The organism is Bartonella sp. AP4SXKL (assembly GCF_042195845.1).
Lineage (GTDB): Bacteria > Pseudomonadota > Alphaproteobacteria > Rhizobiales > Rhizobiaceae > Bartonella.
This window is the reverse complement of sequence record NZ_JBHIPA010000009.1, coordinates 79,253-104,585: the sequence shown is the minus strand read 5'-3', so window position 1 is coordinate 104,585 and position 25,333 is coordinate 79,253. Positions and strand designations below refer to the sequence as shown.

The 25,333-nt window shown below is 37.2% G+C and carries 23 protein-coding genes, 1 tRNA gene and 1 pseudogene; 16 read left to right on the top strand and 9 right to left on the bottom strand.

All coding sequences use genetic code 11. The features are described 5' to 3' along the window. The 3 genes from ACFIMI_RS06250 to ACFIMI_RS06240 all read right to left on the bottom strand — a co-directional run. A partial coding sequence (locus ACFIMI_RS06250) for an ABC transporter substrate-binding protein (protein WP_375692348.1) occupies nucleotides 1-1,112 on the bottom strand: 1,112 nt, incomplete at its 3' end. A gap of 356 nt (nucleotides 1,113-1,468) precedes the next feature. Then, nucleotides 1,469-1,657: a hypothetical protein gene (locus ACFIMI_RS06245; protein WP_375613875.1), complete on the bottom strand. Its 189-nt coding sequence runs from the start codon at nucleotides 1,655-1,657 to the stop codon at nucleotides 1,469-1,471. Between the two features lie 372 nt (nucleotides 1,658-2,029). Further along, nucleotides 2,030-3,655 (bottom strand): ABC transporter substrate-binding protein, encoded by a 1,626-nt coding sequence (locus tag ACFIMI_RS06240; protein ID WP_375628239.1) that lies wholly within the window; start codon nucleotides 3,653-3,655, stop codon nucleotides 2,030-2,032. A 1,091-nt stretch (nucleotides 3,656-4,746) separates the two neighbouring features. Here ACFIMI_RS06240 and ACFIMI_RS06235 point away from each other — a divergent pair. Further along, a complete protein-coding gene (locus ACFIMI_RS06235; protein WP_375613505.1) occupies nucleotides 4,747-5,028 on the top strand; it encodes a DUF6460 domain-containing protein in 282 nt (93 codons plus the stop codon). Nucleotides 5,029-5,050: 22 nt separating this feature from the next. Here the strand turns inward: ACFIMI_RS06235 and ACFIMI_RS06230 are convergent, their stop codons facing one another. From ACFIMI_RS06230 to ACFIMI_RS06220, 3 genes are all read right to left on the bottom strand, one after another. Then, nucleotides 5,051-5,860, bottom strand: coding sequence for a TIGR02186 family protein (locus ACFIMI_RS06230; RefSeq protein ID WP_375613504.1), 810 nt, complete (start codon nucleotides 5,858-5,860; stop codon nucleotides 5,051-5,053). A gap of 2 nt (nucleotides 5,861-5,862) precedes the next feature. Beyond that, a complete protein-coding gene (locus tag ACFIMI_RS06225; RefSeq protein ID WP_375613503.1) occupies nucleotides 5,863-6,783 on the bottom strand; it encodes a sulfite exporter TauE/SafE family protein in 921 nt (306 codons plus the stop codon). A 178-nt stretch (nucleotides 6,784-6,961) separates the two neighbouring features. After that, nucleotides 6,962-7,780, bottom strand: coding sequence for a hypothetical protein (locus ACFIMI_RS06220; RefSeq protein WP_375692347.1), 819 nt, complete (start codon nucleotides 7,778-7,780; stop codon nucleotides 6,962-6,964). Between the two features lie 513 nt (nucleotides 7,781-8,293). Here ACFIMI_RS06220 and ACFIMI_RS06215 point away from each other — a divergent pair. From ACFIMI_RS06215 to ACFIMI_RS06205, 3 genes are read left to right on the top strand one after another with little or no spacing between them, the layout of a single operon-like run. After that, nucleotides 8,294-9,040 carry an electron transfer flavoprotein subunit beta/FixA family protein gene (locus tag ACFIMI_RS06215; protein ID WP_375628246.1) on the top strand — a complete coding sequence of 249 codons (747 nt, stop codon included), beginning with the start codon at nucleotides 8,294-8,296 and terminating at the stop codon, nucleotides 9,038-9,040. 51 nt (nucleotides 9,041-9,091) lie between these two features. Beyond that, a complete protein-coding gene (locus ACFIMI_RS06210) occupies nucleotides 9,092-10,012 on the top strand; it encodes an electron transfer flavoprotein subunit alpha/FixB family protein (protein ID WP_375613500.1) in 921 nt (306 codons plus the stop codon). Between the two features lie 3 nt (nucleotides 10,013-10,015). Further along, nucleotides 10,016-11,680: a 4Fe-4S dicluster domain-containing protein gene (locus tag ACFIMI_RS06205; RefSeq protein WP_375647183.1), complete on the top strand. Its 1,665-nt coding sequence runs from the start codon at nucleotides 10,016-10,018 to the stop codon at nucleotides 11,678-11,680. A 580-nt stretch (nucleotides 11,681-12,260) separates the two neighbouring features. Here the strand turns inward: ACFIMI_RS06205 and ACFIMI_RS06200 are convergent. After that, the gene (locus tag ACFIMI_RS06200; RefSeq protein WP_375638534.1) at nucleotides 12,261-12,419 is read right to left on the bottom strand and encodes a hypothetical protein; all 159 of its coding nucleotides are present in this window, start codon (nucleotides 12,417-12,419) and stop codon (nucleotides 12,261-12,263) included. A gap of 1,311 nt (nucleotides 12,420-13,730) precedes the next feature. On the opposite strand from ACFIMI_RS06200, the gene rsmI reads away from it, so the two are divergent. From rsmI to ACFIMI_RS06180, 4 genes are all read left to right on the top strand, one after another. Beyond that, entirely contained in the window at nucleotides 13,731-14,618 is an 888-nt protein-coding gene (gene rsmI / locus ACFIMI_RS06195) for a 16S rRNA (cytidine(1402)-2'-O)-methyltransferase (RefSeq protein ID WP_375613498.1), read from the top strand. Between the two features lie 4 nt (nucleotides 14,619-14,622). Then, nucleotides 14,623-14,991: a YraN family protein gene (locus ACFIMI_RS06190; RefSeq protein ID WP_375613510.1), complete on the top strand. Its 369-nt coding sequence runs from the start codon at nucleotides 14,623-14,625 to the stop codon at nucleotides 14,989-14,991. Between the two features lie 101 nt (nucleotides 14,992-15,092). Then, entirely contained in the window at nucleotides 15,093-15,338 is a 246-nt protein-coding gene (locus ACFIMI_RS06185; protein WP_375612261.1) for a hypothetical protein, read from the top strand. Nucleotides 15,339-15,394: 56 nt separating this feature from the next. Then, the gene (locus tag ACFIMI_RS06180; protein WP_375613497.1) at nucleotides 15,395-16,186 is read left to right on the top strand and encodes a pyrroline-5-carboxylate reductase; all 792 of its coding nucleotides are present in this window, start codon (nucleotides 15,395-15,397) and stop codon (nucleotides 16,184-16,186) included. A 373-nt stretch (nucleotides 16,187-16,559) separates the two neighbouring features. On the opposite strand, the gene ACFIMI_RS06175 is transcribed toward ACFIMI_RS06180, so the two are convergent. Further along, nucleotides 16,560-17,621 carry an Mrp/NBP35 family ATP-binding protein gene (locus ACFIMI_RS06175; RefSeq protein ID WP_375692346.1) on the bottom strand — a complete coding sequence of 354 codons (1,062 nt, stop codon included), beginning with the start codon at nucleotides 17,619-17,621 and terminating at the stop codon, nucleotides 16,560-16,562. A 581-nt stretch (nucleotides 17,622-18,202) separates the two neighbouring features. On the opposite strand from ACFIMI_RS06175, the gene rpmH reads away from it, so the two are divergent. The 8 genes from rpmH to ACFIMI_RS06135 all read left to right on the top strand — a co-directional run bounded on the left by rpmH (nucleotide 18,203) and on the right by ACFIMI_RS06135 (nucleotide 25,025). Next, entirely contained in the window at nucleotides 18,203-18,337 is a 135-nt protein-coding gene (rpmH, locus tag ACFIMI_RS06170) for a 50S ribosomal protein L34 (protein ID WP_005864709.1), read from the top strand. Between the two features lie 117 nt (nucleotides 18,338-18,454). Next, the gene (gene rnpA, locus ACFIMI_RS06165; protein WP_375612257.1) at nucleotides 18,455-18,847 is read left to right on the top strand and encodes a ribonuclease P protein component; all 393 of its coding nucleotides are present in this window, start codon (nucleotides 18,455-18,457) and stop codon (nucleotides 18,845-18,847) included. Continuing rightward, nucleotides 18,837-20,675, top strand: coding sequence for a membrane protein insertase YidC (gene yidC, locus ACFIMI_RS06160; protein ID WP_375689359.1), 1,839 nt, complete (start codon nucleotides 18,837-18,839; stop codon nucleotides 20,673-20,675). The genes rnpA and yidC overlap by 11 nt, the downstream gene beginning before the upstream one ends. Further along, nucleotides 20,672-21,316 carry a ribosome biogenesis GTP-binding protein YihA/YsxC gene (gene yihA / locus ACFIMI_RS06155; RefSeq protein ID WP_375652905.1) on the top strand — a complete coding sequence of 215 codons (645 nt, stop codon included), beginning with the start codon at nucleotides 20,672-20,674 and terminating at the stop codon, nucleotides 21,314-21,316. The genes yidC and yihA overlap by 4 nt, the downstream gene beginning before the upstream one ends. A 139-nt stretch (nucleotides 21,317-21,455) precedes the next feature. Next, nucleotides 21,456-22,148 carry a glutathione S-transferase family protein gene (locus ACFIMI_RS06150; protein WP_375692345.1) on the top strand — a complete coding sequence of 231 codons (693 nt, stop codon included), beginning with the start codon at nucleotides 21,456-21,458 and terminating at the stop codon, nucleotides 22,146-22,148. 1,216 nt (nucleotides 22,149-23,364) lie between these two features. Continuing rightward, on the top strand, nucleotides 23,365-24,177 hold the full coding sequence (gene dapB / locus ACFIMI_RS06145) for a 4-hydroxy-tetrahydrodipicolinate reductase (RefSeq protein WP_375613493.1): 813 nt from the start codon (nucleotides 23,365-23,367) through the stop codon (nucleotides 24,175-24,177). Nucleotides 24,178-24,205: 28 nt separating this feature from the next. Further along, nucleotides 24,206-24,826, top strand: a complete 621-nt coding sequence (locus tag ACFIMI_RS06140) for a 2,3-bisphosphoglycerate-dependent phosphoglycerate mutase (protein WP_375613492.1) — start codon at nucleotides 24,206-24,208, stop codon at nucleotides 24,824-24,826. 114 nt (nucleotides 24,827-24,940) lie between these two features. Further along, a tRNA-Leu gene (locus ACFIMI_RS06135) sits at nucleotides 24,941-25,025 on the top strand. A gap of 94 nt (nucleotides 25,026-25,119) precedes the next feature. Here the strand turns inward: ACFIMI_RS06135 and ACFIMI_RS06130 are convergent. Then, nucleotides 25,120-25,313 (bottom strand): annotated as a pseudogene (locus ACFIMI_RS06130) (helix-turn-helix transcriptional regulator). Nucleotides 25,314-25,333: the final 20 nt, after the last annotated feature.

Genomic DNA, 25,333 nt, shown 5'->3' with positions numbered 1-25,333 from the left:
GCCTCTGTTAAAAGTTGCTTTGCTTTTTGGAGATCAAGTTTAAAGGGTTGTCCCTCTTTTTCATCCAAAGCTCCAAGGTTACCAAGAGGAATAAAACTTGCACGTGGAATACCAACATCTTTGAGAAGAGTCTTACCGAGTCCTTCATAGTCAATAAGATAGCGCATCGCCAAACGCACTTTTTCATTGGCAAAAATTGGATTTGTCGCATTAAATCCCCATATGATCATGGAGGGCGCCAACACTTTTTCAACTTTAATATCCGTTGTTGCTTGGAGATCTGCCAAATCCTCTGGCATCAGATTACGTGCAACATCGATATCATGTTTTTCCAATAATAAACGTTGCGTTCCAGGCTCCGCGACATGGCGAATTAAAATCTTCTTCAATTTAGGCGCCTCCCCCCAATAATTGGAGCTTGCACGCAACAAAATTCCTTCTCCAGGGCGCCAACTCTCTAGCTGATAAGGACCAACACAAGCAGAATGACTGGCCAAATATCGGTTTCCCATATCGCCATCTTGTTCGTTTTTCATGAGTGTCTCACGATCAAGCAAGGCAGTAGTGCGATTAGTGGAAATATTGCTAAGAATGAGCTCTGCTGGATAAGGTTTATCAAATTTCATCACCACCGTTTTGTCATCCGGTGCTTGAAAAGCCTCATCAACGTTTTGTTCTGTAATCCCATATTCATTAAATGTTGCTGCATTAGACAATTTCAATTTGACAACCCGCTTCATACCCCAAACAAGATCATTGGCATTTGCAGGACGACCATCATAAAACTTTAAACCATCACGCAAGTGAAAAGTAATCACCGTACTCTGATCATCACTTGAAACATCCCAACTCTTCGCTAACGAGGGAACCATTTTAGCCGCATCATCTGTAGCAGAAACGACTAAATTATCACAAATATTGTTAACCACTTCAATTCCATAACGGTCATTGAGTTGTGCAGGGTCAAATGTATTTATTGGATCGAGATTCCAAGCCATCACAAGCGTATCGGCGGGTGTTTTTGCTGAAACTTGTTGCACAAACATCCCCATTGCAAGAACAGCAGAAACAAAAGAACTGCCCTTTTTCAATATTTTTCTTTTCACGTTCATAGAATTTTCCTTTTAACGTTTATTGTATAAATTCTCCATGCAGCAAAACGTGCTTAATTTAAGTTTAGACGAACGATAGGTTCCTAAAGACCAAACTTTAAAATCTTCAAGAACAAGCACCTCTTGCCAATGACTCCTCTTGTCTACACTTATAAGCCAAACTAAAACATACAAAGGAAAACACTCTAATATACAATGAATGCTCACCAACAACAGAGCTTAATCACGATATCATAACGCCTACTATTGAAGACTATAAAACCTGTATTTTTTCTATCTTGTTAAGCAAGCTTGTCTCGTATTTCTTCCGGCGTTTTCTATACCATCAAAGCACTACCCCTTTTAGCTCAAGTACCTTAATAACAACGAGCCTTCATAACAATTTGACGATTTGATAAAACAGAAAAATTCGTTAGTTTGCCAAATGCAACGACTTTTATTCCTTCTTCAAAAGAAAATTTAATTTTTTCATCACTCCCCGTAAAATAACACCCTCCAAATGACATCTCATCATCTTTCAAAGCAAAAGAAAATATAAACACCATAAAAAACTGATATCCCTTGTGTACCCCCATAACAAAACTTTCCTTCAACATCGCAAAACCTTTGCACCTTTAGCACCACTAAATTCCGCGATATTTGTTACACTTCGTTTCTTTATGTTATACTCAGTTTTTTAACAAATAAATTGACCACTTTCTAATTCAGAAAAATTGAAATATCGATCTTAACATCCACTTAAATACACCTCTAATGAGAATGAAAAATATCTTTAAACGAATGTCTTGAAAAGACATTCAACAATATATCACGCATTACCTATGATCTTCGGCGCATTGCAAAGCTTAAAATTTATACAATACGCCGAATATATCATGACGATGCCCTTTATCTATTGAACAGCATTGAAGACACTCTTATTTTTCAATTTTACTATAAAAAATATGTGGCGCACTATTCCAAACCCACTTTTTGATATCAGGCGTCATCGCGATAACAGTATATTTCTGAAAGATAAACGCATAAGGTCCTTTTTGCATCAATTCACGTTGTAAATCAGCATAGAGTTGTGCCCGTTTTTGCGGATCTTTTTGAAACAATGCATCCTGAACCTTTTGATTCATCGTTTCATCCAAATACCCATATTGCCAACTAGGATAGGCGGTATTTTTTGCCTCAAGCCGATTATCTGGATTATAAACAAGACGTGAAGCCATAGTATGAGGATCCGCAGAATCATTATTCCATCCGACAAAAATCGTATCAAAAGCCCGTGCATAAAGTTTAGAAAACAACTGTGTACCGGCCATCCGTTCAATTTTAAGACGTACCCCCGCCTTTGCGGCACTATCTTGGAGTGACTGAGCAAGCAACACCCTATAAGGAGCATTTGATACGAGAAAATTTGCCTCAAACCCATTCGGATAACCAGCTTCTGCTAAAAGCTGCTTGGCTTTTGCAATATCAAGTTTAAAGGGTTGCCCTTCTTTTTCATCTAAAGCCCCAAAGTTGCCAAGAGGAATAAAACTGGCCCGTGGAACACCAACACCTTTGAGAAGCTTCTTGCCAAGACCTTCATAATCTATGAGATAACGCATCGCCAAACGTACTTTTTCCTTAGCAAAAATAGGATTTGTCATGTTAAATCCCCAGTACATCATAGATGGTTCTAACACTTCTTCGATTTTAACATCTGTTGTTTTTTGCAGATCTGCAAGATCTTCAGGGGTCAAATCACGAGCAACATCAATATCGTGCTTTTGCAACAACAAACGTTGTGTTCCGGGCTCTGCAACATGGCGAATTAAAATCTGCTTCAGTTTAGGCGCTTGTCCCCAATAGTGAGAGCTTGCACGCAACAAAAGAGCTTCTCCAGAGCGCCAACTTTTTAACTGATAAGGACCAACACAAGCAGCATGACTTTTCAAATACTGATTTCCAAAATCGCCATCTTTTTCATGCTTCATAATCGTCTTACGATCAAGCAAAGCTGTTGCCGGACTTGCAACAATATTATTAAGAATGAGCTCTGCTGGATAAGGCTTATCAAATTTCATCACCACTGTTTTCTTATCTGGGGCTTGCAAAGCATCATCAACATTTTGCTCTGTAATTCCATATTCATTAAAAATTGCCGCATTACCCATCTTCAATTTGACAATCCGCTTCATACTCCAAAGAAGATCATTGGCATTGGCTGATCGACCATCATTAAACTTCAAACCATCACGTAAATGAAAAGTAATCACCGTACTGTGATCATCACCTGAAACATCCCAATGTGTTGCTAAAGCGGGAACCATTTTAGCAGGATCATTTGTCGCAGTACTGACCAAATTATCACAAACATTGCGAACAATTTCACTTCCATAAACATCATTAAGTTGTGCGGGATCAAATGTACTAATTGCATCAAGATTCCAAGCCATCACAAGGGTATCAGCGGGTGTTTTTGCTGAAACTTGTTGTGCAACCATCGCCAAAGCTATAAAAGCAGAAACAAGAGAGCTGCTATTTTGTAATATTTTTTTCTTCAAGTTCATAGACTTTTCCTTTTAAAGTTTACTATATAAATTTCCCACACAACAAGCACATGCTTAATAATAAGGTTAGATGATCCATAAGCGCCTCAAACAAAGTATTATTAAAACCTTCAAACAACACCACTTACCAACCACGGACTTCTACCCATGGCTATAAGCCAAGACAAACCAAAACATGCAACAACAAACACTCTGACATACAATGAATGCTCCCCCATAACAGAGCCTATTCATGATGTCATAACGCCTACGATTGAAGACTATAAAACCACTATTTTCTCTCTTTTGTCGGGTAAGCTTGTCTCTTCTTTCCTCTCGCCTTTTTATGCCATCAAAAGACTCTTCTTTGTTAGCTTAAGCGCCTTAATAACAAAGAGCTCTACTAACAATTTGACATTTTAACAAAACAGGAAAATTCACCCATCAACCGACATGACCTCCTCCCCCTACAAGAGGAATTTTGAATTTTTCCATAATCCTCTGCCAAATAACAGCTTGTAAATTATATTTTATTTCTAAATAAAAGGAGCATGGGCTCCCCCTGATATTCCTTTACGCACCCATACATAACAAAACTTTTGTCCACATCGTATTTTTAATATCTTTGCTCCTTTAACAACACTCAATTCATTGCTTACATTTTTTCAGAAAAAAGATCTTTTCAATGCACTAAGGTTGAAATATCTAAATATAATACCTATATAAGCACACCCTTATTAGAATAGATAGTCTTTTTTTAAGTAAACTGTCTTGAAATATTATTTCTATACACGATAATAATAAGTTCGTTACAAAATCTTCAATATACTACAACTCTCACTCTGATGTGAAACATCGAAACGTTATAAAATTTCTCTACAAATTCTCGAGACGAAAGGATATCCCTTCATTTAACAAAAGAAGCGCCATGAAAATATCGCAAAAAATGCAATAAAACATGTGTATATTTCAAAAACCAGCACCGTTAACCAGACTAAGGTGATAAACTCAAAAAAGTAAGAAAAAATAAAAAAATGTTTTTCCTTTATGATAATAACATCGCTGTACTATGATAATACAATAAAAAACACGATCTTCGAAAGTATCTTAGAATGAAGCGAAAAAAAAAATTATTAAATTCTTTTCATGCGTTTCTTGGAGAAAAATTAAGCCGCGTTAGTCTAAAATTGCTTATTCTTTCATTCTTCATTGGCATCGTAATGAATTTTTTGGGATGGACACCTCGAAACCTCATACAAAAAATAGTAGATTTTTTTCAATCACTATGGGAAGCAGGATTTATAACGCTTACAAATTTCTTCCATATAACTATGACAGGAGCTATTGTTGTTGTGCCTATTTTTCTTATCTTACGAATTTTTCATAAAAAATAAAAGCCTTAACATTTTCCTTGCGTTAATCTTTTCGAAAAATCAAACGACATAAAAATCCTGTAGTAATAGCAATAATCACTGCAACAATACCGTATAAAAAACGATACTTGTGCGCTGCATAAAAAATTGTATAGGTGATATGTGCTTTAACAATTTCAAGAGTCGTTGTTGCACTATCAATAAACTGTCCATCACGAAAAAGATAAGCACGAACTTTATAATGTCCAACCGGGATATTTGCTGGCAAACGAAAATGCGCTGTGAAAAGTGTGTCAGAACCAAAACGAACCCCACCCACTTCCTCATAATAAAGGCTTTTAGCTTTTTGCAATTTTATAAGTTCATCGCGAAAGGTTTGTATTTTTTTCTGATCTTGTTCATCCGTCTGCAATGGCAAATAGAGTAATCCTAACCCTAAGCGTTTATAATCTTCAATGCTCGTAATATCGTCAATTTCACGTGTTGTGACCATAGAGTAAAAAAGAGGAACCTTTTTAAAAATAAGAGAATCTGTATTGACCCATACACCGGCATTGCGTTTTTTTTCTCGCATCACCATTGTCCGATCTTGTCCCTCCAAGCTTACAACAATATCATAACGGTTCTGTCGAGAATATAACGGATCAATATTTTCTAAAACACCAGCAATATAAAGATCACGACCAGCAAAATTTGCATCCACAGTAATCGTATTCGTTGTTACAATAATTTGGACAGTTTCGTGGTCAACTTGATCAATGAATGTAGCTGGCGTCCCAACATGTGACCATGTAGAAAAAGAAATAAAACAAAAGCAACCTGTAATGATGTATAAAGAAAATAATCTACCCATTTTTATCTCATAAGAATATCCAGAGAGAAAAGATTATCAGGGCGTATAAATAATTGAAAAGCAAGACGCATACACACAATCAACACTAAAAATGCAAGTGCCATACGCAATTGTTCAGCCTTTAACTTCCGTCCAACCCGTGTTCCATATTGCGCACCAATACTTCCTCCAAGCATTAACAAAAAAGCCAAGACAATATCAACGGACTGATTAGTCATACTTTGCAAAACTGTCGTGAAAGAAGACACAAATGTAATCTGAAAAAGTGAAGTCCCAATCACCACACTGGTTGGAACACGCAGAAGATAAATCAATGCTGGGATCATAAAGAACCCCCCACCAATTCCCATAATAGAAGACAACAACCCCACGATGAGACCAATCCCTAAAACTGGAATAATGCTAACATATATCATAGATGTCCGAAAACGCATTTTTAAGGGTAAGCGATGAATCCAATTATGTCGACCAGCAAGACGAATATTGGCTTTTCCTGCCTTACGCTTGCGCATCATATCATACCAACTTTCAACGATCATCAAGCTTCCTACACTTCCAAGAAGAATCACATAAAGAAGCGAAATCATTAAGTCTAATTGACCTAACTTTTTCAAAACAGAGAAAACCTGAATTCCGATTAAAGAACCAATCCCTCCTCCAATCGCCAAAAGAATACCAAGTTTAATATCGAGCGTACGTCTTCTAAAATGTGTAATTGCTCCTGTTACAGATGAAGCAATCATCTGGTTAGCACCTGTTCCAACAGCAATAGCAGGAGGAATATTATAAAAAATCAATAACGGCGTGATGAGAAACCCACCACCGATTCCAAAAAGTCCTGAAAAAAAACCAGCAACGACTCCCATACCAATCAAGATCAGCATATTGAGTGACATTTCAGCAATTGGTAAATAAATACTCACTTACAGAACCTTCAAGATAATTTGAGGTTTTTTTACAATTAGAGAATCCTTCTCCAATTATCCTCTTTCCCAATAATCTCTGTTGCGTGTTTAAAAGGATAATTTTAGTTGCTATAGCTTCCGCACAAACACGAATGCGCAATACATTTCACATCTATTAACATCAACATCATAAAAATTAAAAAAAACGAGCTCCTTTTAAAAAGCTATAAAAACATAACGTTATCGCTACCACAAATGCAACGGTTAAAAAACAAAGAACACCTTTTTTTAGCAAATAAGATAAAAACGACACATGTTCCCGAGACTGCGTCCTTAAAGAAGAAAAATCATTCTCAATACAATGATTAGATGCCTGAGCACCCATCATACCTTTTTCTTCTATCATAGCATGCTTCACTACTCCCTCAACCTTTTTAAAAGAAGATTGCAGAGCATCACTGGGCAAAGGGCTTCTATTTTCTTGCTGCAACGTATTTTCAACATTTGTTTGGAGTGAAATTATGCTGTTTTCTTTCGAATAATTTTGCACCTTTTGAAGTAATAAGCGTTCTTGATTTCCCTCACATTCCATGTGAGCAAGTTTTTGTACAACAGAATCAGGTGATTTTGAACGAGACACCCGTCGTGTTACCGCTGCTTCTTCTAAGCTTTTTTTTTCACTCTGCAAACTTTGAACAATTGTTTTAATCTGCTCTAAAGACTGGAAAAGCTTTTTTTCTCTTTGACGACGTATATAATGTTCAGCCAAAATGGCCCGACTAATATCATCTAAGTAAGATTTAAAATGCTCTTCTACCGAATTCTGCTGCATTAAAGAACGAGGCGAATGCTTCATTTGCATTTGCGCATAAACGGTGCGTAATTTTTGAGCAATATCCGACATCGTTACTTCTACAGAAGTATCCATTCTCTCTTTCTGTTCAACAAAAGAAAAGACTTTATCGTTCCTAACCTGTTTGGTCGCCTGGTCGATCGTATGACCCTTCGTATTCACAAACGCCTACCCCTCATTAACCTTTTTGAAAAGAATCGCAACAAATGATGAGAAAGTGTGCTCTATTTTAGTAAATAGAGCTTTAAGAACTTCCAAAAACTTTTTTGTTAGAAATATTTTCCCCAATCTTTATCTAAAATATTTGAAAGAAAGATCTTTAATTTTTCTATCTTCAAGATTTGAAGAGCAAAATCATTCCCCCATTTTTATCTTTTTCACTTAATTTTTCATTGCATAAAGGACCTATTGCACCATCATAAACAAAGCATAAGAAACTAAAAAAGAATATTCTCACAAGACAGTTTGATTTTTTTACTTTTTATTCAAGCAAATAAGGCAATTATGGCAATGCAAAAATATGAAGATTGAAAATGACGACGAGAAAGTACAAGTAAACATAAAAAAGCTTATACGAAAGAGAACACAAGTTATAAATTGAGACTTCATTCTAAACAATTTGGTTTCTTATGAGTATTGCTATAAACTTGTAACATACAAACAAAGAGGATCATTATGAAGATAATTGTCGCTGTCAAACGTGTTGTTGATTATAACATCAAGATACGCGTCAAACCGGATAGTACAGGCGTTGATCTGTCTCACGTAAAAATGTCTATGAATCCTTTTGATGAGATAGCCGTGGAGGAGGCCATTCGCCAAAAAGAATCCGGTAAAATTTCAGAAGTTCTTCTTGTTTCAATTGGCCCAGAAGCAGCTCAAGAAACTCTACGAACAGGACTTGCAATGGGAGCTGATCGCGCACTTCTTGTCACAACGGATCAAACACTTGAACCCTTAGCAATTGCTAAGATTCTCAAAACCATTGTTGATGAAGAAAAACCCGACATGGTCTTTTTAGGAAAACAAGCAATTGATGACGATAGCAACCAAACAGGACAAATGCTCGCTGCTCTTCTTGGGTGGGGACAAGCAACTTTTGCCTCACATCTTAACATAGAAAATGGGCATGCTACAGTTACTCGTGAAGTTGATAATGGAACACAAACCCTTTGTCTTCCCCTTCCCATGGTTATGACCGCCGATCTACGGCTCAATGAACCGCGTTACACCTCTCTCCCCAATATCATGAAAGCAAAAAAGAAAATCATTGAACAAAAATCTCTTACTGATCTTGGCGTCGATACGAAAGCACGCTTAATAATTTTAAGCGTTGAAGAGCCAAAACCCCGTCAATCCGGTATAAAAGTGGCAAATGTAGTAGAACTTGTCAGAGCCTTAAAACAGAAGAACTGCATTTAATATTCTCACCACTAGAGTAAAAGCAACACTCACATAAAAGGGCAAAAACTTATGGCAATTCTTTTATTGGCCGATCATAATACAGAAGAAACAGCAAAAGCACTCACCGCTGCACGCGTACTCAGTAATGATATCGATATTCTGGTTTGCGGAGAAAAAATTCAAACGATAGCGGAAAATAGTGCTAAACTTAATGGTGTGCGGCAAGTTCTTATTGCAAAAGCAGACTATTTAGCCCATCAACTTGCCGAACCTATGTCAGATACAATTCTCATGTTAGCAAAGGATTATGATGTGATCATGGCAGCATCCAGCAGTACTGGGAAAAATGTGATGCCGCGCGTAGCAGCTCTTCTTGATCTTATGCAAATTTCAGATATTACCGCCATTCTTTCACCCAATACCTTCAAACGACCAATTTATGCAGGCAATGCATTTGAAACTGTACGCACCAATGATTATAAAAAGATTATAACAGTTCGCACCGCTTCTTTCACCCCAACGCCTTCCCAAAATAATTCTGCTCCCATTAAAACAATAACACCAGCTCCCAATCCAAATCTTTCTTCTTTCGTAAAAGCAGAGACAAACAAAAGTGATCGTCCTGAGCTCACCTCAGCACGTGTTATTATATCAGGCGGGCGTGGTCTTGGTTCTCAAGAGAAATTTATGGCCCTGCTTCTTCCTCTTGCAAACAAATTAAATGCTGCTTTAGGTGCCAGCCGCGCAGCAGTGGATGCAGGCTATGCTCCCAATGATTGGCAAATTGGACAAACAGGAAAAGTCGTTGCCCCTGAACTCTATATCGCCGTTGGCATTTCCGGTGCAATCCAGCATGTAGCCGGTATAATGGATGCACAAATTATTGTTGCCATTAATAAAGATGAAGAAGCTCCCATCATGCAAATTGCCGATTACACCCTTGTAGGTGATCTCCACCAAATTATTCCAGAATTGGAGAAAGCTTTATAAGCCATGAAAGCACTTCTGCATGACCAACGTGAAAGTATGGAGTTTGACATAGTCATTGTCGGAGCAGGACCAGCAGGGCTTTCTGCCGCAATTCGTTTTAAACAAATTAATCCTGAGCTTTCTGTCACAATTGTTGAAAAAGGGACCGAAGTTGGTGCACATATTCTCTCTGGCGCAGTTGTTGACCCCATTGGTATCGACACACTCTTACCAGAATGGCGAAATGATAACGACCATCCCTTTACAACCCCTGTCACACAGGACCAATTTTTTTTTCTAAAGCCTCAAAAGTCCACAGTATTTCCCAATATTTTGCACCCTAAAATCTTATCAAATAACGGATGTTATATCGTTTCGCTTGGGAGCGTCTGCCGCTGGCTAAGCAAAAAAGCTGAAGCGTTGGGTGTTGAAATCTATCCTGGTTTTGCAGCAACAGAACCCATCATCCAAAAAGATAACGGAGCTATCATTGGTGTTCTCACCGGTGATATGGGGCTTAACAAAGATGGAACCCCTGGAAAAAATTATATGCCTGGGATGGCTTTATTAGCAAAATATACTCTGATTGCGGAAGGAGCACGCGGCTCAATTGCAAAACAACTGATACAACATTTTAATCTTAGCAAAAATCGAGAACCACAAAAATTTGGTCTTGGTCTCAAGGAGCTCTGGGAAATTGCCCCCAACAAACACCAACGCGGTTTAGTACAACATTTCACTGGTTGGCCCCTAGACAATAATACCGGTGGCGGTGGCTTTATTTATCACCAAGAAAACAATATCATTTCTGTCGGTTTTGTTGTGCACTTAGATTACAAAAATCCTTATCTTTCTCCCTTTGAAGAATTTCAACGTTTTAAAACACATCCAAAACTCTATAAAATCTTTAAAGGCGCAAAACGTCTTTCCTATGGTGCACGTGTTATCAGCGAAGGAGGTTGGCAATCTGTACCAAAACTCACCTTTCCTGGTGGGGCGCTTATTGGCTGCTCTGCTGGATTTGTCAATGTTCCTCGTATCAAAGGATCACACAATGCCATCTTATCTGGCATATTAGCTGCCGATAAAATGGCTACCGCTCTTGCACAAGGGCGTGCCCATGATGAGGTTAAAGAAATCGAAGAACAGTGGCGAAAAGGGCTCATTGGCAAAGATCTTTATAAAGTGCGAAATGCCAAACCGCTCTGGGCAAAATATGGGACAAAATATGGAATTAAACTTGCTGGTTTTGATATGTGGTGGCAACAACTGTTCGGATTTTCCTTATTTAAAACACTCTCCCACGGAAAGGAAGATTATGCATGCCTTGAACCAGCAGAAAAATTTCAACCCATTTCTTACCCAAAACCAGATGGCGTTGTAACCTTTGATCGCCTTTCAAGTGTTGCCCTTTCCAATACGCATCATGAAGAAAATCAACCTTGTCATTTAAAAATAGCCTCATTAAAAAAGCAAAAGGACTCTGAATATGCAATCTATGGAGGACCCTCTACACGCTATTGTCCCGCCGCTGTCTACGAGTGGCTAGAGGATAATGATCATCTGACTTATATGATAAACGCTTCAAATTGCATACATTGTAAAACATGCGATATCAAAGATCCAAACCAAAATATCACTTGGATCTGTCCGCAAGGCAATGAGGGCCCCTTCTATCCCAATATGTAATTCCCCAATGTATAATCATTGTTCATTTTCCTAAAATTGAAATATACAAAACGCAATGGATAAAAATATTTCCCTCAGATCAGAAATCTATCAATCACCTTCCTGCATACGTTCTTTCACAATGTAAAAAGAACTCTATTCTCATATAAAATACTCTCTTCACCGCATGAATTTTTTCAATAGAAAAACATAACATATTTTTATCAAAATTTTTTTATTTAAATGACAAAACAATAATAAATATATTCTTGACAATTCTGCGATAAAGGAACAGCCGCGGTTCTCGAAAACCTGAAGGAAAATAAGCCCGTTCTACTTTACCCCCTCTCCCATATGATCCAAAATGCTTTTAGCCCTCTCATAAGAAACATCAGTCGTTTTAACTAGCCAAGAGCAAAACCTACGGAGGTACAATTCAAGTTTATTTTTTCTCCTGCACTTGCCAAGTAATGCTCACTCAAGAAAAACCACGAATGAATGTAGAAAAAACATTGTGAGATAAAGAGATAAAGAGCATGCTTGTTCAAGCCCTTTATAATGTTTCTACTGATAATGACACGAAAAAATCTTTAATCTCACATTAACCTTTTATTTTTGCATCAAGGATAATCGCCTTGCATCTAACCTTACCAATATACTGCAATGAATGTGTACAAATACCGTAAGAATAAGCAGATGCCAAGCCATGGAGACTATCGCTATTAGCAAAACACCTGATAAAAAACAAAATAGCTTTCATGACCACTCTATGACGCGTTTTATAGAGTTGTTTTTTTTATAAAGCTTGTGCTTTCGCTATTGCTTGTAAATCAACATCCAAATTGAACACAAGTGGTATATTTAAAAGAAAGATTAAGGTGAATGAAAGCTCTGCACGCCGTTCCAGCTTTTGTAGCTAGAGCAAAAATATTGCATATTCTATTTGAGTAATCTCTGAAACGAAAATACAGCTTCATTTAGCAAGAACATCAAATCTGAAAGGAAAAAACTGTTTTCCTCTTTACTATCATCTGTCCATTCGGTTTTAAAACTTTCAAAAGCATCACAATATCCTCTAAAAAGAAGAGATAACGTATTGTCCCCGCTTTTATTACTTACGTTTTTTTATGGGAGCATATCCTTCAGAAAAAATAAGGTATCCAAAATTAAAGCAGACTTGTGTTGTTCAGTCATGGGCTTGTTTTTAAGAGATAGCTCTCATATCAAACAATAATTTTGCGACACTATCCGAAAAAGGTATAACGCAATCCTGTGAACGAACAGTTCCATATTTATGAAATAAAAAGTACAAGCTAACAGCATTATTTTCTCTGCGATCTCCAATGAGGCGATAATCTTTGTTTTAAGGAGGTTTCAAGATGCACAAAAATGATTTTGATTAATTGACTATAAGAAGAGCTGAGATAATGTTACGATATTTAAAGCTCCTAATTAATAGGCAAAATAATAAATTTTCTATTATAAATCAAATGTTTAAGATAAAATTTAGCCTTAAACTTTTCTAAGGTACTCATTATACTGTATACTGTTAAAGCTGTAGAGAATATGAAAAAATAAAGTATTTTGCTGATAAGAGCTTATATTTGATCAAGTCAGCTGCCAGTTAACTGTATGTGTTTCAAAAGGGGCTGTTTACATTTGCTCAGAAAAACAGTTTGGATATCAATAGAATATTTGAAAAATCGGCGTTATGGAAATAATCTAAAAAGCTTAGCTTTTAAAAGAGCACAAACAAGCATGAGATTATAACATTGGGTAAAATTGTTTTTTGGTTCTCGAAGGAAAAACTTTATAGAAAATCATGGGGTAGATAGAATATTGGTTACATTTGGAATTTGTTTTACTGGAAAAAATAACGCGGATCAAAATAGATAATAATGTTAAATTAAGATATTAAATATGAAATTATCTTATTGTAGTGTAATCGATTATTCGAATAAGGTAAGCCTTTGTAATGATAAAAAATGTGCTGGTAAAAAATGAGCTAAAATGGCTTATGAGTATGGATAAAAATCTTGTGGTGAGGAGAATTTAATGAAAAGAAAAGAGCATGTGTGAAAAAGCATATTTTATAGGTGCGCATGCTTATTCTGCACCCGTTATAGAATCAGGGCTTTATCTTGTGGCAACACCTATCGGAAATCTTGCAGATATTACGCTTCGTGCTTTGCAAGTACTTGCAGGAATTGATATTTTAGCGTGTGAGGATACGCGAGTAACACGTGTTTTGTTGGAACGTTACGGTATTCAAAAAAAACCTTTTCTCTATCATGAATATAATGCGCAAAAAGCGGGTCCGAAGCTCTTAGCGGCTTTAGCAGAAAACAAAACAGTAGCACTTGTTTCAGATGCCGGAACACCACTTATTTCTGATCCTGGATTTCGATTGGTGGAAGAGGCCCGTAAAGCTGGTCATAAAATTATTCCTATTCCTGGAGCATCCGCTCTTTTAGCCGCTCTTATACCGACAGGGCTTCCTACTGATAGCTTTTTTTTTGCAGGTTTTTTGAGTGCACGAAAGCTACAGCGCCGAAAACGGTTGGAACAATTAAAAGAGATTCCAGCAACTTTGATTTTTTATGAATCACCGCATCGTCTTGTTGAAACTTTACAGGATATGGTCACTCTTTTTTCGGCTGATCGACCTGCTGCCATTTGTCGTGAATTAACAAAAAAGTTTGAAACAGTAGATGTTTCCAATTTGGGAAATTTGTTAGAAAATTACAGAAAACAAGCACATATTCGTGGGGAAATTGTTGTCCTTGTTGGAGAATCATCTTCTTCTTTAAATGTGATAAGTGATCAAGAAATTGATGAAATGCTATTAGAACGCGCACGGACACATTCTGCTGCTCAAGCGGCAGCTTTTGTTGCAAAAAAAACCGGTTTTAAAAAGCAGGAACTTTTTCAGCGATTAATCTTTTTAAAAAATGCGTAAAATGATACAAAAAAAACGCAGACAAAAGTCTTTTTATCGAGGGGTTCGTGCAGAAAAATTGGCAGCTTTGTGGCTACGTTGCAAAGGGTTTCACATTGCCGAAAGGCGTTTTAAAACAAAATGTGGAGAAATTGATTTAATTGCACGACGCGGAAATCTTGTGTTAATCGTTGAAGTTAAAGCACGTTCAACGTTGGCTGAAGCAATGGAAGCGGTTTCCCGAATGAATGAAAAGCGAATTGAGGCAGCTGCCGATATTTGGCTCGCACGGCAAAAAGATTATGCCCTTTTGTCTGTACGCTTTGATTTAATTGCAATTTTACCTTGGCGTTGGCCACAGCATATCCCTGCATTTTTTACATCTGATCAATAAACGGCACCCCCGTTTTAACCATATTCAATAAAAAACATTTCGTTTTTATGTGCATATGCGTTAAAAAGTGTGTAATAATTGAGCGCTATAAGGAGCGAAATATGGATGATTATGAAAAGTTTGCAACAGGTTTGCTCATCATTTTTGGAGCGCTAATTATTGGTGGTTTAATGGCAATGCATATTGTGCTTATGAATAAACCAGGTTTTTTATTTGCATTAGCCGCAGCTGTTGTTGGTTGGTTTTCTGCTTTTGCCGTTCTCTTTGACAAGCCCAAAATCTATTTGGTTTTGATTATTCTTGCTATGTTATGTGTTGCTTCTTCAATTAGCGTTTATGTTAGTTAAAACACCTGAGATGTTGATTGAAATTCCTTTTAAAATATGAAACTGAGAAATAGATAATGAGACTTGGCTTTTTGGGAACGGGTACAATCAGTGCTTCAATGGTGAATGGCTTAATGACAAGCAACTTTGATGTTTCTTCCATTATTGTTTCGCCTCGCAATGCACAAACAGCAAAGCGCCTTTCACGCACTTATGATAAAGTTATGATTGCTGAAAATAACCAAGCGTTGCTCGATGTTAGTGATTGTGTTTTTCTTTGCTTGCCCAATCAAATTGCAGAAGACGTTTTGCGCTCTCTTTGTTTTCGTCCAGAACAGCTGGTTATTTCCGTACTTGCTATGGCAAAAGCAGCAGAAATAGAAGAGTGGATTAATCATAAAGTTTATCGTGCTGTTCCATTACCTTTTGTTGCAGAATGCAAAAATTTGACACCAATCTATCCCAATCATCCCTTTTTGCGCACTTTATTTGATGCATTGGGGGGCACATTGGTGCTGGATAAGGAAGAGCAGTTTAATCTTTTTATGACAGCTGGTTCACTTATGGGAGTATATTTTAATTTTATAAAAACTGCCCATCAATGGTTTATAACACAAGGGTTAAAAAAACAACAATCAGCAGAATTCCTTACCATGATGTTTGGAAATCTTACAGATGAAATGCGTAAAACTATAGCAACGGATCGTTCTGTATCTCTCGATTTTGCACTGCTTGAAAAAGAGTTTTCAACAAAGGGTGGAACAAATGAATTTTTGTCAAATTACTTTTCTCAACAAGGGGGAAAGAATGCTTTAACAATGGCTCTTGAAGCTACTTTGCAAAAAATGAATGCTTCTAAAAAGACTTGACCAATATTTTTATCATCTCAATAAGAAAAAACTAAATGTTGAAGATGTATATCAAGAAAACTCACATCAAAAAATGCTTTTTTATGAAAAAATTGATTATTAAAATATTTTTTACAACCTTTTACAATTTTTCTAAATTATTTTTATTTTCGGTCTTCTTCTTTTTGCCTCAAGTCCAATATTTTTTTCTACCTCACAGCTCTAGCTCTTCAATTTTGTTCCCCTTCAGGTTATCCAAACGCATGAATAATTTTTTGTTTATTTAACCTATATACTCCATTCACACATTAAAACTTCCTCTTACAAAGAAGCGACTATTTTTATGTCTTTCATGATTGTGTTTTAATAAACTCTCTTATAACATCCCCCCCATTCAAAAGAGTTGATTTTTTATTTGATCAACAATTTTACGATATAGTTTAGCATGCTCTTCACTAGGCTTAGCAACAAAAATAGGGATTCCTTCATCTGAAGAAAATCGTAAAGCTGCATCAAGCGGTATTTCCGCTAAGAAAGGGACTTCTCGACGTTCCGCTTCTGCCCGTGCACCACCATAGCCAAAAATATCATAGCGTTTTCCCGTATCAGGAGCGATAAAATAACTCATATTCTCAATGAGTCCTAAAATAGGAACATTAACTTTCATGAACATTTCTATTGCTTTACGTGCATCCACTAAAGCAAGATCTTGGGGCGTAGAGACAACCAACGCACCTGTTAATTGTACCTGTTGGGCAAGCGTTAATTGTGCATCCCCTGTACCGGGCGGCATATCAACGACTAAAACGTCCAGAGGCCCCCATACAACATCTCGTAACAATTGCGTTACAGCTGCCATAACCATAGGACCACGCCATACTACCGGCTTTTCTTCCTCAACCAAAAATCCCATCGACATCAATTTAAGTCCAAATTTTTCAAGAGGTTGAATCTTTTTTTCTCCAATAAGCTGTGGTTTTTGATTAACAAGTCCTGTCAAACGTGGCAACGAAGGACCATAAATATCAGCATCCATCACCCCCGTCTTGAAACCAGAATCTTGTAAAGCTAAGGCGATATTTATTGCCATCGTAGATTTTCCGACCCCTCCTTTTCCAGAAGCAACAGCAATCACATGCCGCACACCTTCTATGGGCATTTTGATCGGTAAGAGATTTGCTCTTCGACTAGGTGCTGTCTTTGTTATTTTTTCTGCTGTAAGTGTAACAACAGCAGATTTCACTCCCTCCAAAGCACATACCACCTTTTCAGCAGAACGACGCAATGATTCCCATTCTTGCACACCTCCATCAGGAACTGTAATGGAAAAGAAAACCTTACCATCAGCAATTAATATTTCTGAAAGAAGACCCAACGACACAATATCGCTTTCAAGATCTGGTCCTTTGATTGTACGTAATACGTTACGGACAGCCTCACTTGTGATAAGATCCATGTTCTTTCCTCTCTATAAAAATACCAGCAAATATAAGCATAAGAACGAAAAATACTTACAAGGTTCATCACTTGATAATTTTCTACTTTACTCAGCATTATAAAGTATACATCTCTTATCTCTTTAAAAATATGAAACCATCCTTAAAATAAAGAAGCTCAAACATAAAATCTGCTATAAAATCCTATCAATCACGTTTGTGCTACAACCACTTTAATAAATATTCTGATAAAAATTTTGTAAAAAAAACTGAAAAAACTCTTAATCTTAAAGGATATTTTAAATTGAGCATACAGTAATCAGTCACACCTTCTTTAATTCTTTAAGTCCCTAGCCATTTATGTTCTGTAGATTCAATCGTTATTTTCTAACACTCCTACAGTATTGTAAAAAAGCATCACAGATAGTTATCAAGGTGTTTTGTATTCTTTCAAGAGAGAGAAAAACAATCTAAGATTGACTTTTTTTATATTTTTCCTTATGGGTTAACAGCCGTATGATAGGATAAAATTGTTTATCTCGCGCATAACTACTCATAAAACGAAAATTAAGAAGGGCCGCACTCCGCGGTATTTAAATAAATGAAACGTACTTACCAACCCTCTAAACTTGTCCGTAAACGCCGCCATGGGTTTCGTGCACGCATGGCCACAGCTGGAGGACGTAAAGTTATTGCTGCAAGACGTGCTCGTGGACGTAAGCGGCTTTCTGCTTAACCATTTAAATTTTCACAACCGTTGAGGATTGCTCATCGTTTCTTCGTTGTGACACTTTTATTATGAACCTACAATGTCTGCTTGCAGGCATTTAATGAAATTGCGAAATATTCTTTTATGAAGAAAAAACATCCCTGCCGTATTCGCAAAAGAGCAGACTTTTTGGCTGTCCGTACAGGAGAAAAACGACGTGGTCCTTTATTTTTGCTCGAAGTTAAATCTCGTGAACAAACAACAGAAAGAAAAGATTCTCTTTTTGCACGTGTAGGCTTCACTGTTACCCGTAAAAACGGTAATGCTGTGAAACGTAATCGTATTAAAAGGCGCTTGCGTGAAGCCGTGAGAGTTGGTGTAACAAACCACATGGAAGCAGGAACAGACTATGTCATTGTAGCGTACCGTGATGTGTTACATGCACCTTTTACATCCTTGATTAGTGAATTAAATCGGCGAATAAAACCAAAAATAAAACATCAGCAACAACAACAAGGGTGTACGGATGGAATATAACCGCAATTTCTTTATCGCTATTGGCTTATCTTTCGTAGTGCTCATCGCATGGCAATTTCTTCATGTTGCTCCCAAACAAGCAAAGTTACAAAAACAACAAGTCGTCACACAGCAATTGTCAAAACAACAATCAGCCCTTTCTACTACCACAACGGATTTTTCTGACGATACCTCAACGTATCAAGCTACATCTATCATCGAACAGCCCATGACACCTGAAATCCGGAAAGCTGTATTGGACAAAACAGAACGTATTGCGATCAAAACCAATGAACTGGAAGGCTCTATTAATCTTGTTGGTGCACAATTTGATGATCTTCACCTCAAAAAATATCGTTTAACAGTCGATAAAAAATCACCGGAAATCGATTTGCTAAATCCTAAAGGTTTCAAAACGACCTACCTTGCTGAATTTGGTTTTGCAAGTGCGTCTTTGCCAGCAAAAGCCTTGCCACAATCGGATACAAAATGGCAAATAGAGGGAAACAATACAATCCTGACTCCTTCAACACCCATCACTTTAATTTATAATAATGGACAGGGACAAATCTTCCGGCGGACCCTTTCTGTTGATAATCATTTCATGTTTACCATTGAGGATTCTATCAGCAATGAAAGCGATCAACCAATACATCTCTCGTCCTATGCTCGCGTTGCACGTGCTGCACCACCAGAACATACAAATGCAACCTATTTACTTCATGAAGGTATGATAGGTATTGCAGGAGATTCGCTCAAAACTGAAAAATATAAAACCTTAGCAGAGCTTGACCCAAATCCTGATAATGGGCAAAAAAGCATGACTTTTTCCAAAGTAACAGGAGGTTGGATTGGTATTACCGATAAATATTGGGCTGTAGCAGTTATTCCCCCGCAAAATAAAGAATATACAAGCCGTTTTATTTATTTTGATCGTTTGCAAACGCATTATCAGTCTGACTTGCTAGGGTCGCTTTTAACGATTGCCCCAAATGAAACAAAAACTGTTACAAATCGTCTTTTTGCTGGTGCAAAACAAGTTGAAATTATTAATAATTATCAAAATGACCTAAAAATCAAAAAGTTTGCTCTTTTAATTGATTGGGGCTGGTTTGATTTCATCACCAAACCAATGTTTTCCCTCATTGATATTCTTTATAAACAAACAGGGAATTTTGGTATCGCCATCCTTCTTGTCACAGTTCTCTTAAAAACTCTTCTTTTCCCTCTAGCCAATAAATCTTATAAATCTATGGCACGCATGAAGCTTTTACAACCGCGGTTGCTAGAAATAAAAGAAAAGTATCCCGATGACCAAACCAAACAACAAAAGGCAATAATAGATCTATATAAAACCGAAAAAATAAATCCCCTTGCAGGCTGTTGGCCAATGTTGGTTCAATTCCCAATATTCTTTGCTCTTTATAAAGTTCTCTATATCACTATTGAAATGCGCCATGCCCCTTTCTTTGGCTGGATTAAAGATTTAGCGGCACCCGATCCAACTTCTCTTTTTAACTTGTTTGGTCTCTTGCCATATACAACGCCAACATTTCTTATGATTGGTGCATGGCCTTTGATTATGGGAATAACGATGTTTTTACAAATGCGTATGAATCCCGCTCCTCAAGACCAAACCCAAGCGATGATATTCACATGGATGCCTGTTGTCTTTACTTTTATGCTCGCCTCTTTCCCTGTTGGTCTCGTCATCTATTGGGCATGGAACAATATATTATCAATCATTCAGCAAGGTATCATGATGAAGCGCCAAGGAGTTAAAATTGAGCTTTTTGATAATCTGAAAGCCATCTGGAGAAGATCACCCAAAAAAGAAGTGCATGAATGACAAGAGATTCTTCCCTTTCTGGAATTTTTTCTCGCAATTGGATTTTTATTCGTGGTGTACCAGCAATACGCTTTCTCCCCCCCGAAGGACCACCAGAAATTGCATTTGCAGGACGTTCCAATGTTGGAAAATCATCTTTAATCAACGCACTCGTCCAACAAAAAAGCTTAGCACGTACCTCAAATACACCAGGACGGACTCAAGAGCTTAATTATTTTGTCCCCGATGGATTCAGTGGACAACTAGGAGACCTTCCCCCTCTAGCATTAGTAGATATGCCTGGTTATGGTTTTGCTGCTGCTCCTAAAAATCTTGTTGATGCGTGGACAAATTTGATTTTTAGCTATTTACGGGGGCGCACAACGTTAAAACGTGTATATATCTTAATTGATTCACGGCACGGAATCAAAAATAATGATGAAGATGTTCTTGCTCTCCTTGATAAAGCAGCTGTTTCTTATCACATTGTTTTGACAAAAAGCGATAAAATCAAATCAAATGCCTTGGAAAAATTAATTATGAGCACACAAACAAAGCTTCTTAAACGCCCAGCAGCTTATCCTGAGCTTCTTGTAACCTCTTCAGAAAAAGCTATCGGTTTAGAAGAATTACGTGCTGCCATTTTGCAAACCATCGCATAAGAGAACAATTCCTAGTCATTAGCAATTTATTAATTATAATTACTAGCAGCTACTAATGATCTTGTACTTCTAGTCAAGCATCTTTATAAAAATGATTACTTGAAAGAATTCTCTTCAACTCTATTTGATAGTGTAAATTATGCTGACACTTTTTCACTCTCCCCTATCCTCTGCCTCGCGCTTCATACGCCTCATTCTTGGGGAATATGGTGTAACCACTCAACTGATTGAAGAATATGAATGGGCAAGAAGACACGAATTTCTAGCCCTCAATCCCGCTGGTCATGTTCCTGTTTTTCTCGATGAACACGAGGTTCCATTATCAGGTCCTCTTGTTATCTGCGAATATTTAGACGAAACACATGGAAGTTTACGACAAGAAAATAAGCTCTTTCCAGAAAATCCTTTAGATCGTGCGGAAGTACGCCGTCTCAATGACTGGTTCTTAAATAAATTCGAAAATGAAGCAACGCGCCATATCGTACGAGAACGAATCCATAAACGTGAAATGCCACTTGCCATTGGCGGTGGTGCTCCTAATTCACAAATTTTACGCAATGCACGTGCCAATATTTTACCACATATGAACTATCTCAATTGGCTCTGTGCCTCTCGCGATAGCTTAGTCGGTTCTTCCTTGTCCTATGCAGATCTAGCAGCAGCAGCTTCTATTTCTGTACTTGACTTTCTAGGGGAAATTGACTGGGAACAATCTCCTGCTGCCAAAGACTGGTATATGAGAATTAAATCACGCCCTTCTTTTCGTTCTCTTTTAACAGATCGCGTCCGCGGAATTGTTGCAAGTGCTCACTATGCAGATCTTGATTTCTAGCCTTCTCTCACAAACAAAAATAAAAGTGATATTTTATCTAAAGGATATTTATAGGTTTATGAATTTTTATGCATGCGTATAAACGATATAATGATTTATAATCGTATTCAACAGGGAATAAGACCCATTATAATTGAATCAAAGAAAATACTTTCTTATCGTGTCACAAAAAAAGATTAGCACAGGGATAAAAAATATTTAAGAAAGCATTTTAACGACTCTCTTTAAATACAAGAGCTGTAGCATCATTAGAAGCTAGGCAAATAAAATAACAATACTTAACGCATGTTATCCTCAAGTCTCCCCAATATATGAAAAAACGCATTGCATAACATATATACTATTTGCTCTATAATAAAAAAATCCTCATCATGCGTTTTTACAACATAACAATTTTTTTAACTGACTTTCCTAAAAGATGAAGAATCCGACCAACTCTCGTGTGTAAACAATCCAACTTCTTGTTAGCCCCTTGTTTTACCCCCTTTTTACGTGATTGTATTTATGGATAACATATTTATATACAATGATAAATAATCGTTTTTTTACTTTAATCATCAATTCCAAATACCTTTTTCTCATTACCTTCATCACATTTAAAACAATCAAAATCGCTTTCTTATGCGTCACAAATAGAATTGGTAAATGAAAGAATATTAAAGAAAAGAATGAAAATGCCTAAGTGCCAAGAATTATTAAAACATTAAAGGCTAACAAAACGTGATAATGCTAATTTTCTCTATTTATGAAGCATAAAGATAGTGGTGCAGAATAGATGTTATATTATTCATGGATACTCTCTCGTGATACCACTCACGAGCACTATCATAAAATAAGTTTAGAAGAATTGATAAATATTTCTTTAAGAAAAGCGCATGAATTGACAACATAGGTGTATTTTGTTTGGGAGATCTTGTTTTGCATGAAGAACGCTCTCCCCTTAAAGAACGAAAGAAACAAAAGCGTAAAGTAATACACAATCTCCTTTAGGTGTCATAAGCAAACCTTACTTAGGAATATTCATTACACACTCTAACGAAAAACATCTCTATTTAAATTTGTAGATCTTATATCACTTGCTCTAAACAACAGTATTTTACAGCACAACAAGATAAATTAAAGCAGGAAAAAAATTTTTCTATAAAGAAAAAGAACCATTGGAAAGAAGGCAAGAATTTGCCTATACTGCACAGTAAAGTATTATAAGGAGATAAAAATGCGCCTTACAGTTGTTGGTGCAAATGGAAGAATGGGACGTGAACTCATTACAACAATCCAGCAGAGGAGAGATGTAGAACTTTGTGCTGTTCTTGTACGCAAAGGCTCACCGTTTGTAGGAAAAGATGCCAGTGCCTTAATTGGTTCAGATTCTCTTGGGATTGGTATCACTGACGATCCCGAAAATGCCTTTTCTAATACAGAAGGTATTTTAGATTTTTCACAACCAGAAGCCAGTATTCTTTATGCTAACTACGCTGCTCAAAAAAGCCTTGTCCATATTATTGGCACCACAGGATTTAGCAAAACAGAAGAAGAAAAAATTGCAGATTTTGCGAAATATACAACAATTGTCAAATCCGGAAATATGAGCCTTGGAATAAATCTTTTAGCCAACCTTGTAAAGAAAGCCGCTAAAGCATTAGAAGCCGATGATTTTGATATCGAAGTTTATGAAATGCATCACGCTAACAAAGTTGACGCCCCTTCTGGAACAGCCCTTCTTCTTGGCCAAGCAGCAGCTGAAGGGCGCAATGTTATGCTTAAAAATGTGCGTGTCAACGAACGCAATGGTCATATAGGTAAACGCAAAAAAGGCACCATTGGCTTTTCCTGTTCACGTGGTGGGACAGTTGTTGGAGAACACAGTGTCATTTTTGCCGGCTCCAATGAGCGCATTGTTCTTTCACATACAGCGCAAGAACGCTCTATCTTTGCCAATGGCGCATTAAAAGCAGCTTTATGGGCACAAAATCATGAAAGCGGTCTTTATTCAATGTTCGATGTTTTGGGATTGAACAATGAATTTTAAACAATCAATAGAATAGAGGCAATTCATAATGGGACGCATACTTACACTAATTCGTCATGGACAAAGTGAATGGAATCTCAAAAACCTTTTTACCGGTTGGAAAGATCCTGATTTAACAGAAAAAGGTCATGCCGAAGCGATAGCAGCAGGAAAAAAACTGAAAGAATATGGTTTGAAGTTTGATATCGCTTATACATCAGCCTTACAGCGTGCTCAAAAAACCGCTCAGCACATTTTAGAGCAAATGGGACAATCAGATTTAGAAGTGATAAAAAATCCCGCATTAAATGAACGTAATTATGGTGATCTTTCTGGTTTAAATAAAGATGAAGTACGCCAACAATGGGGGCAAGAGCGAGTGCAAATGTGGCGCCGCTCCTATACAATTGCACCCCCGAATGGAGAAAGCCTACGCGACACCGGTGCGCGCATCTGGCCTTATTATCTTTACCATATCCAGCCTCATATTTTGCGCTCCCAAACTGTTTTGATCGCAGCACATGGAAATTCTCTTCGTGCTCTTATTATGGCGCTTGAAGGTCTCTCCGGTGAGGAAATTATATCTCAAGAATTAGCGACCGGCATTCCTATTATTTACACATTTAATCCGGATTCAACAATTTTATCAAAGACAGTCCTCACACCTTAAACTTCTAAAATCATGATCTCTCTCAAAAGTTCAATGCTATCGTTTTAAGCTGAAAAAATAAATTCTATAATTTTATTGACAGAGTTGCTTCATGCGCTTAGATGAATTTTATAAGCCCAGATGGCGGAATTGGTAGACGCGCAGGTTTCAGGTACCTGTGCCGTAAGGCGTGGAGGTTCGAGTCCTCTTTTGGGCACCATTTTGTATCTTTAACACATTAAATATATAGATTTTTTCTTTAAAGAGCTATTTTAAGACCAACTTTTAGACCACCTTCTACGGTTTATACAACTTTAGCTAATTTGTTCCTTATTTTTCTTTGGAGTGAAGGATAAGATCTCTTTCTTTCTCCATCTCACTGCTCTCCCTAGCTTATATAGCTCTGGCCCCCTTGAAGCACCCAATTACGAATCGTGGTTGTGGATACACTAAAAAACTTTGCACACTCACGTGTTATTACATATCCATCTCCATCATCAAATATCATCTCATTACCTTTCTCTTTTT